This window comes from Terriglobus sp. YAF25, from assembly GCF_052113305.1.
GTDB lineage: Bacteria > Acidobacteriota > Terriglobia > Terriglobales > Acidobacteriaceae > Terriglobus.
In genome coordinates this window covers 1-4,194 of record NZ_JBFRCY010000623.1, presented here as the reverse complement: position 1 = coordinate 4,194, position 4,194 = coordinate 1, and the positions used below count along the sequence as shown (strand labels likewise).

General features: G+C 60.2%; 2 protein-coding genes. Both read left to right on the top strand.

Annotated features, from left to right (window positions below; translation table 11 throughout):
- Window positions 1–2,073, top strand: a 2,073-nt coding sequence (locus tag AB4043_RS21310) for a TonB-dependent receptor (RefSeq protein WP_442308015.1), incomplete at its 5' end; no start/stop codon positions are given.
- 360 nt (window positions 2,074–2,433) lie between these two features.
- The coding region (locus tag AB4043_RS21305; protein ID WP_442308014.1) for a glycosyltransferase family 87 protein at window positions 2,434–4,194 on the top strand (1,761 nt) is incomplete at its 3' end.

The following is a 4,194-nucleotide window of genomic DNA, read 5'->3' as shown; positions in this document are numbered from 1 at the left end:
ATCTCGGGTGATCGGCTGCATGCACTCGCCGATGACCCAGATGACCTGACCCGACAGCTCCAGCAACTCGCCGCCGCCGCGGGTGGAAACCCTTCGAATACAGTAATCGCCGTCGATGGCTTTCAGGATGGCAGCAAGCTTCCACCCAAGAGCACCATCGCCTATATCAAGGTGAACCCCGATCTCTTCTCCGCGGAGTATCGTGAGCCTCCCTTTGGCGGTGGCCGAGTCGAGGTCTACACCAAGCCCGGCCAAAGCGCCTATCACGGAGCGCTGTTTGCGACCAACGGAAGCCCGTGGATGAACGCACGCGATCCCTTCTCGACCAGCAAAGCGTCTCTTGGAAAGCAACGCTACGGCTTTGAGCTGACCGGGCCGATCCGTAAGAAGGGCAGCGACTTCGTCCTCGCACTGGAACATCGCAGCATTGACAACTTTGCCGTCGTAAACGCCTTTACGCTCGACAGCACAGGCAGCCCGGTCAGGACGGTAGGCAACGTCGCCACACCGCAGCGGCTGTGGATCGGCAGCGCCAAGATCGACTGGCAGCTCGGACCGAAGAACACCTTCATCGCCAGCTACAACGCCAACGTCAATCATCTGCAGAACCAGGGCGCCGGCGGAACCTCACTGGCCGAGACCGGTTACGACAGCCAGCAGTCTGAACACATGCTTCGCTTCAGCAATATCACGACTGCTTCTGTTCACCTGATGCACGAGGCCCGTGTGAGCCTGCGTTGGAACGGTGAGACCGACACGCCTGCTTCGAATGCAGTCGCCGTGCAGGTAGCAGGAGCCTTCACCGGCGGCGGTAACACCCTGGGGCCGCAGCATCGGCGCGAGCTCAATATGGAGATCCTCGACGACGCCATCCTCACAACCAAGAACCACACCCTGAAGATGGGCACGCAGTTGATGATCTATCGCGAGCGTCAGCAGCTGACAACCAACTTCAACGGCACCTATACCTTCGGCGGCGGCAGCGCTCCGGTGCTGAGTGCCGGTGGCAGCGCTGTAGCGGGACAGACCACAACCATCTCCGGGTTGGAGCAATACCGCCGCGCGCTATTGGGGTTACCAGGGGGAACGCCCACTGCATACAGCAACGTAGCCGGCTCGCCTGTGGTGAACTTCACGCTCGTGCAGGACGCGTTGTTTATTCAGGACGACTGGAATATTGGCCACGGAGTTCACGTCGCATCCGGCGTGCGCTACTACCTGCAGAACAATCCCGATACCTTCAGCTCCATCACACCGCGAATCGGCATCCTGTGGTCTCCGAATGCGAAGGGTACCTGGACACTGCATGGGCACTTCGGCATGTTCGCCGGCCGCTACAACAAGGGCGACCAATCCGAGGTGCAGCGCATGAACGGCATCGGTCCTGCCAACCTGAACATCTTCGAGATGCAGAACAGCGGACAGGGCAGGGCGAATGTTGTCTTCATCGGTGTCGACCAGCACTCGTATAAAAAAGTGCAGTTCTCTTTCGGCGGTGTCCGCGTCAATCTCCTCGACGATACCGACGACAACGAGTTCTCCAGCCCGCAGAGTTCGCGCACCAACGCGGGTGAACTGGCGCGGCGCACCAGCCAGCCGCTATGGAATGTCTTCGCCAACGGCACGCTCAAGCTGCCGGAGAAGCTGGAACTGAGCAGCACCTTCAACGGCCACGGCGGCAGCCACTACAACATCACCACCGGCTTCGATAACAACGGCGACGGCAACTTCAACGACCGCCCACAGTATGCCTCCGCGGGCACGCCGGGCGCGGTCTCCACGCAATGGGGCTGGCTCGTCGCTTCGGGAGGAACCGGTGCCTTCCAGCGCAATGCGGGCACCCTGCCCTGGACCCTGTATCTCGACACCAACCTGCAGCGCGCCTTCAAGCTGACACACAACGCCAAGGCAGAGCATCCGCAGACGCTGACGCTGAACGTGCGCTCGGCCAACATGATCAATCACAAGAACGTCACGTCTGTCGGAGGCGTGCTGGGCTCGCCGCTCTTCGGCGTACCGTATGCAGCGGATAACGGCCGTCGTGTCGAGGCTGGGTTGAGGTACGCGTTCTAAACAAGCACGACTTCTTGGGTAAACCACGACTCTGGGTGCCCCATCCATCGCGTATCGGGGTGAACCATTAGAGCGAAGCTCGAACCGGGTGGGAGCAGCGGGCTTCAGCCCGCCGATTTGAGAGGTCAAAAAACGACGGGCTTTAGCCCTGGGTTTTTATTCTGATAAACAAGAAGGTCCAGGGCTAAAGCCCATTCTTCCGAAGCTCATATCAGCGGGCTAAAGCCCGCTGCTCCCACCCAGTCGGAGTCATCTCTATCGCATTTGACTCACACAATCCTCGTTCTCGCCTAAAGAACGAACGTCGTCTCCTGACAAACCCGTGACAACTCATCACYCCTTTGTCATCCATCATGGGACGTGCGCGTAGCGAGAACAGCGCCGTACTTCGCCTGGATAGAACGCAGCATCCTCCTGCTCGCGGTGCTGTATCTCTCGTTCCACACACTGCCGCACGCCTGGAAACAGCTCAACACCGACTTCCCAAACTACTACCTCACAGCAAAACTAGTTGGCGAGCACACCGACATGGCGCGCGCGCAGGAGTGGGTGTGGCTGCAACGTCAGAAAGACCTTCACGCCATCCCCAACCCGCTGATCGCGCTTGTCCCCATCACGCCCTTCTCCACGCTCATCCTGTATCCCTTCACCGGCCTCGAGCCGCTTACAGCGAAACATGTGTGGATCGTCTGTAATCTGCTGTTGCTCATCCCCATCGCCTGGTTCTTGCGACGCCTGACCGGGCTTTCCTATACGCGTATCGCTCTGGCGTTCGCGTTGTCGCTGCCGCTGCATCGCAATCTGCTCGATGGCCAGTTCTATCTCCTGCTTCTCCTGCTCATCGTGGCTGCGCTCTGGTCGTATGTGGAAGGCCACGCCGCCGCCGCCGGAGCCCTGGTCGGCCTGGCGGCAGCATGCAAGATCTTTCCCGCTGTCCTGTTCATCCTCTTCTGGAGAAGGCGTGCCTGGAAGGCGCTGATCTCCGGCTTGCTTACGTGTGGTGCGTGTCTTGCCTTTGCGATCGCGATCTTCGGAACACAAATCCACCACGTCTATCTGCACGAGGTGCTGCCGGCAACGCTTCGCGGCGAGGTGCTGCCGCCCTATGCCACGGCCAGCGGATCGATCTCATCGCTGCTGCACTATCTCTTTCTCTCCGAGCCCGAGTGGAACCCACATCCGTGGCACACGTCTGTCACGGCGTACGCTGTCCTGCTGCCGCTGGTGCAGATGCTCCTCATGGCGCCGGTTGTTCTGCTGCTGGCATCCCGCAGGGAGAGCAGAGAGGTCGTTGTTCTGGAGTGGTGCACCCTGCTTTCGGCAGCGCTGACCGTCTCTACCATTCCGGCTTCGTACAACTTCGTCCTCATCGTGTTGCCTCTCTGCGTCCTGGCTGTGCGCGCCCTTGCGCAACAACGCTGCAGATGGCTATTCGTCATGCTGGTGGCCTTCGCTGTTATCGGGGCGCCCTTTCCCTCGGCGGGGCCGGGGCGTGGGCTCTCGATCCTGTTTTTCATGCCGCGCCTTCCCATCATGATGGCTGCCACTGCGGCGATGGTATTTCTGCTATGGAGGGAGAGAGAACCCTCCACCCGCTTCTGGACGCTGGAGAACCGCGTCTTTGCCGCTCTCTTCCTGCTCAGTGCCGGATTGACCGTGATGCGTACGCTCAAGCTGGAGACACTCGCCCGCACGGAAATGGCATATCGTCTACCGGCTGATCATGCCTTGGGATACCTGCGTTCCTCGCCGCAGAGTTCGGACGGCAAACTTCGATACATCGCGATGATGCCAATGGGCTATCGCCTGGTGACCGAAGACGGCATGACGCGCACCCACGATGAAGCAGGGATCGATGACCTCTCGTTTGCGGTGAACGGAAATGATGTCTGGGTGGAAAGGGCGCAGGCCCGGCAGTCAGTGATCGTGAGGCAGTCCGACTTCCGTCCGCTGGTTACCGGGGCACACGATCCGGCCTTTTCCGCTACCTCTGGAGCGGCTTATCTGCGCGATCATCTCGGTCGCGGACAACTCTGGCTTGCAGGGTCGTCGCAGCCGCTTACGCCGGAATCGCTCAATATCTACGAGGCCGCATTCCACTCGCGCGATCTGTATGCCGTC